Origin of the sequence: uncultured Thiodictyon sp., from assembly GCF_903828115.1 — a bacterium.
Classification (GTDB): Bacteria; Pseudomonadota; Gammaproteobacteria; order Chromatiales; family Chromatiaceae; genus Thiodictyon.
The window spans coordinates 1-3,892 of record NZ_CAIKKU010000013.1; the positions used below are offsets into that span (position 1 = coordinate 1).

The window sequence follows — 3,892 nt, forward strand, 5'->3', positions numbered from 1 at the left end:
AGGGCGCGTGGCCGCAGTTATCATCAAGGCCGGGCGTCCCGCGCGGGCGGCGCGCGGATCGGGCCGATCCGCGGCGGCTGGGCCGGATCATCGCTGTGGTTGATAAGCCGCGCCACTGGGGCCGCTTCGGTGGTCGTTTGCGAGATCGCGCCGCGACTTCGGTGTGGCGCTCCCAGGGGGTACCTGGACGACGGCGAAGGGGAACAGTGCCATTTCCGGGGTGCGCGACCGGGCGAACAGGGCGCCCGGCAGGATGCCTCTGCCGATTGCGAGCGCCGGTGTTATGGCGCTTGTGGCCCGAGTGAAAGGCGGAAATTTCAGCTCCAAAAAATGTCAGAGTTTTTTACACTTTGACCTGGGGCGCCGGGGGCAAAGCGGACTCGGTGACACTGAACATCGCAGATATCCCCGGCCCCGTCTTGCCGGCCCTGTTCGGTATCGGTATAGCGGGGCTGGGCTTGGCCCGCGCCGTCGGAGGTAGCGCTGGACGGGGACTCGCCCCGTCCGGAACATTTTCTCTAAACCCGCGGGCCAGCGGCATCGATCGGCGGCTAAACAAAGAACCCGGACGGGGCGAGTGCCCTGTCCGCCGCCATTACACAGGTAAACCGGAGCACACCCGATGAACGAGCAACCCAAGATCCTGATCCTCGGCATCGGCAACGTCCTCTGGGCGGACGAGGGATTCGGTGTGCGGGCGGTGGAGGCGTTGGCCGAAGGCTACCGCTTCGGTCCCAATTGCCGGCTGCTCGACGGCGGCACCCAGGGGATCTATCTGGTGGACCAGGTGCGCTGGGCCGATGTGCTGGTGGTCTTCGACGCGGTGGACTATGGGCTGGCGCCGGGGACGCTCAAGCGTGTGGAGGGGGCGGAGGTACCCCACTTCATGGGGGCGAAGAAGATGAGCCTGCACCAGACCGGGTTCCAGGAGGTCCTGGCCCTGGCCGACTTGCTGGGCGAATACCCCGGGCACCTCTTGCTGATCGGGGTCCAGCCGGTGGAACTCGACGACTTCGGCGGGAGTCTCCGACCGGAGGTGAAGGCGTGCATCGCGCCGGCCATCGCGCTCGCACTTGAGTACCTGGCCGGATTCGGGGTCGCTTGGGAGCCTCACGAGGGCGGCCGGGAGCGTCCGCTGGACCTGCCCGACGCGGCCCTGCGCCTGGACGCCTACGAGGCCGGCCGCCCCAGCGAGGCCGCGGCCTGGCGCCTGGGTGACCCGCGCTTTGCGGCGGTCCGCCCCTGATGTGCATCGGGGTACCGATGCAGGTCATCGAGGCCGGTCCCTGCTGGGCCTGGTGCCAGGGGCCGGGCGATCCCACCCAGGTGGATACCCGGCTGCTTGGGGAGCAGCGCCCCGGCACCTGGCTCCTGGTCTTCCAGGGCGCGGCGCGGGAGGTCTTGAGCGAGGACCGCGCCCGCCTGGTGCTGGACGCCCTGGCGGCACTGAGCGCCGCGGCGGCGGGCGAGCCCTTCGATCATCTATTTGCGGACCTGGTGGGGCGGGAGCCGCAACTTCCGGAGTTCCTGCGCAAGGCCTGAAGGGGCGCCCCGACGCCTGCCCTCGTCTCCCGTCATGGTACACGCGGATCGAAACGCCCGGACCTTTGCAAAATCGTTTTTAATCTCTATGATTGAATATGATCAACAAAGAGGTTCAAGATCATGGCGCAGACAGAGACCAAGGTGCTGACCGCGCACGTCCCGCTGTTGTTGGCCGACAGGGTGGATCGGTTGGCGGCCCGCCTCGACCGCTCCCGCGGGTGGATCGTCAAGCAGGCGTTGGCGGCCTGGATCGACCAGGAAGAGGAGCGCGACCGTTTGACCCGCGAAGCCTTGGCCGATGTGGACGCCGGGCGCGTCATCGACCACCAGGCGGTGCAGGCCTGGGCCGATAGCCTGAGCACCGCCGAGCCGCTGCCGGTACCTGGCTGATGAAGTTGACTTGGACATCCAAGGCGCTATCGGACTTGGCGCGCCTGCATGAGTTCCTGGCCCTGGTGAACAAGCCTGCCGCCGCACGCACCGTGCAGAAATTGACCGCCGCGTCGGCCAGGCTGACGGCAAATCCGCGTATCGGCGAAAAGCTGGAGGAGTTCGAGCCGCGCGAGGTCCGCCGGATCATCGTCGGACACTACGAGATCCGGTACGAGATCCGCTACGAAATCCGCGAATCCAGCATCGTTATGTTAAGACTGTGGCACACGCGCGAGGACCGATAGCAAAATGCCCGAAGCTGACCCTGCGCCCCTCAAGGACACTCTCTTTACTTATCTCCACTGAGGTCAATACATGCACCCGATGCAGAACCCCGCCGGCCTCGTCGGCCCTGGTACCCAGCCGACGGAGCAAGACGGGGCGGCCCTCGACTACCTGCCCATGCCCAGGGCGATGGCGACCTATGAAGCGCCCCGCCTGCCGGAACCCGCGGCGCTGTCCGGGCTGGGTCCGGCGCTGGCCCTGCTGGAACGGCTCCAGGCCGCGCTGGCCGCGCAGCGGGTCGCGGACCCACCGGTGGTGCTCGACCTGTCGTCGCTGGACCGTCCCAACCGGGACCTGCTGGAGCAGACCCTGGGCGACGGCGAGGTCAGTGCCCTCCTCACCGGCCCCCAGAGCGGGCGCATCCAGGAGACCCGGCTCGCCGGGGTCTGGTGGGTGCACGCGTTAGGCCCGCATGGCGCCTTGGAGCGCGATCATCTGGAGGTCGCGGACCTCCCCGGCCTGGTGCGGGCCACCGCCTTCGCGGGGGCGGCGGACCAGGCGCCGCTGCCCGACCCGCTCCCGCCCGGCGTGATGAATGCCCCCGGGGTCCTGGCCGAGGTCAACGCCGCGGTCGCCGACTGCCGGCCGGGCGAACTGCCGCACATCGTCAACCTGACGCTGCTGCCGCAGACCCCGCAAGACCTGGCCTGTCTGGAGGCGACCCTGGGCACCGGGCCGGTCACCCTGCTCTCGCGCGGCTACGGCAACTGCCGGGTGGGCGCCACCCGGGTCCGCAACTGCTGGCGGGTGCGGCACTACAACTCGCAGGAGCAACTGATCCTGGATTCGATCGAGGTCACGCCGACCCCGGTGGCGGTGCTGGCGGCCCAGGAGGATCTCGACGACAGCGCCGCGCGCCTGGCCGAGATCCTGGAGGCACTGCGCTAGTGGTCAACCGCGAACCGGCGTCGGTCACCGGGCGCATCGAGCGCTTCTTCGAGCGAGTCCACCGGGAGCGGATGGCGGGCCTGCCCATCCTCAACCCCCGGTTGGCGGTCAAACTGGTGGGGCTGCGCGACTGGCAGGGACTGTGGATCGGGGTGCTGGTCACCCCCTGGACCATGAACCTCATCGCCTTGCCGGGGCCGCGGTGCGGGAACCCGCCGGGTGGCTTCGGCACCAAGCGCGACCTGGACCTGCCCGCCGGCCGCTATGAATTCATCGCCGCCGCGGACCCGGAGCTGGGCCCCCACGAGACCTGTTCACTGTTCTCCCCGATGGACGCCTTCGCCGACCAGGAGGGCGCCCTGGCCATGGCGCAGGCCATCCTCACCCTCATCTTCGACCCCGCCGGCCAGCGCGCGGCAGACCCGGACCCACGGCCGGGCTTGAGCCGCCGCGGACTCTTGCGCACCGTCCTGGGCGGGGGCGTCCGATGACCCCAGCCCCTTACTGGGATCGCTTTCATCTGAATCCTCTCACGGAGACACGCAGACACGGAGCAAGAACACCATCCTTCTTTGTGCCTCCGTGTCTCCGTGAGAGAAGTTCTTTTTTCGAGATATGGGTAAAGGAAAGGTTCACTAATAAGTTAAACATTTCCATGTAAGGATTGCCTTTCGAGCCATCTTCGTTGTCGTTGTCGTTGTCGTTGTCGTAATCGAGGTTATCGCAGCCCCGGATGCTCTCG

6 protein-coding genes are annotated in these 3,892 nt (G+C 67.7%); all 6 read left to right on the plus strand.

The genetic code is table 11. The features are described from left to right. Window positions 1–622 precede the first annotated feature (622 nt). The 6 genes from QZY48_RS00470 to hybE all read left to right on the plus strand — a co-directional run bounded on the left by QZY48_RS00470 (window position 623) and on the right by hybE (window position 3,641). A complete protein-coding gene (locus QZY48_RS00470; RefSeq protein ID WP_295426415.1) occupies window positions 623–1,246 on the plus strand; it encodes a HyaD/HybD family hydrogenase maturation endopeptidase in 624 nt (207 codons plus the stop codon). Then, window positions 1,246–1,542, plus strand: coding sequence for a HypC/HybG/HupF family hydrogenase formation chaperone (locus tag QZY48_RS00475; RefSeq protein ID WP_295426417.1), 297 nt, complete (start codon window positions 1,246–1,248; stop codon window positions 1,540–1,542). Before QZY48_RS00470 ends, QZY48_RS00475 begins: the two co-directional genes overlap by 1 nt. A 123-nt stretch (window positions 1,543–1,665) precedes the next feature. Beyond that, complete coding sequence (locus tag QZY48_RS00480) at window positions 1,666–1,935, plus strand: CopG family ribbon-helix-helix protein (protein WP_295426419.1); 270 nt, start codon at window positions 1,666–1,668, stop codon at window positions 1,933–1,935. Continuing rightward, a complete protein-coding gene (locus QZY48_RS00485; protein ID WP_295426421.1) occupies window positions 1,935–2,222 on the plus strand; it encodes a type II toxin-antitoxin system RelE/ParE family toxin in 288 nt (95 codons plus the stop codon). The genes QZY48_RS00480 and QZY48_RS00485 overlap by 1 nt, the downstream gene beginning before the upstream one ends. A gap of 70 nt (window positions 2,223–2,292) precedes the next feature. Continuing rightward, window positions 2,293–3,150 (plus strand): hydrogenase expression/formation protein, encoded by an 858-nt coding sequence (locus tag QZY48_RS00490; protein ID WP_295426423.1) that lies wholly within the window; start codon window positions 2,293–2,295, stop codon window positions 3,148–3,150. Continuing rightward, window positions 3,150–3,641: a [NiFe]-hydrogenase assembly chaperone HybE gene (gene hybE / locus QZY48_RS00495; protein WP_295426424.1), complete on the plus strand. Its 492-nt coding sequence runs from the start codon at window positions 3,150–3,152 to the stop codon at window positions 3,639–3,641. Before QZY48_RS00490 ends, hybE begins: the two co-directional genes overlap by 1 nt. Window positions 3,642–3,892: the final 251 nt, after the last annotated feature.

Excerpts from the sequence above, each read along its gene's own strand:
- QZY48_RS00470 (WP_295426415.1), top strand. The coding sequence starts at position 623 with ATGAACGAGCAACCCAAGATCCTGATCCTCGGCATCGGCAACGTCCTC.
- QZY48_RS00475 (WP_295426417.1), top strand. The coding sequence starts at position 1,246 with ATGTGCATCGGGGTACCGATGCAGGTCATCGAGGCCGGTCCCTGCTGG.
- QZY48_RS00480 (WP_295426419.1), top strand. The coding sequence starts at position 1,666 with ATGGCGCAGACAGAGACCAAGGTGCTGACCGCGCACGTCCCGCTGTTG.
- QZY48_RS00485 (WP_295426421.1), top strand. The coding sequence starts at position 1,935 with ATGAAGTTGACTTGGACATCCAAGGCGCTATCGGACTTGGCGCGCCTG.
- QZY48_RS00490 (WP_295426423.1), top strand. The coding sequence starts at position 2,293 with ATGCACCCGATGCAGAACCCCGCCGGCCTCGTCGGCCCTGGTACCCAG.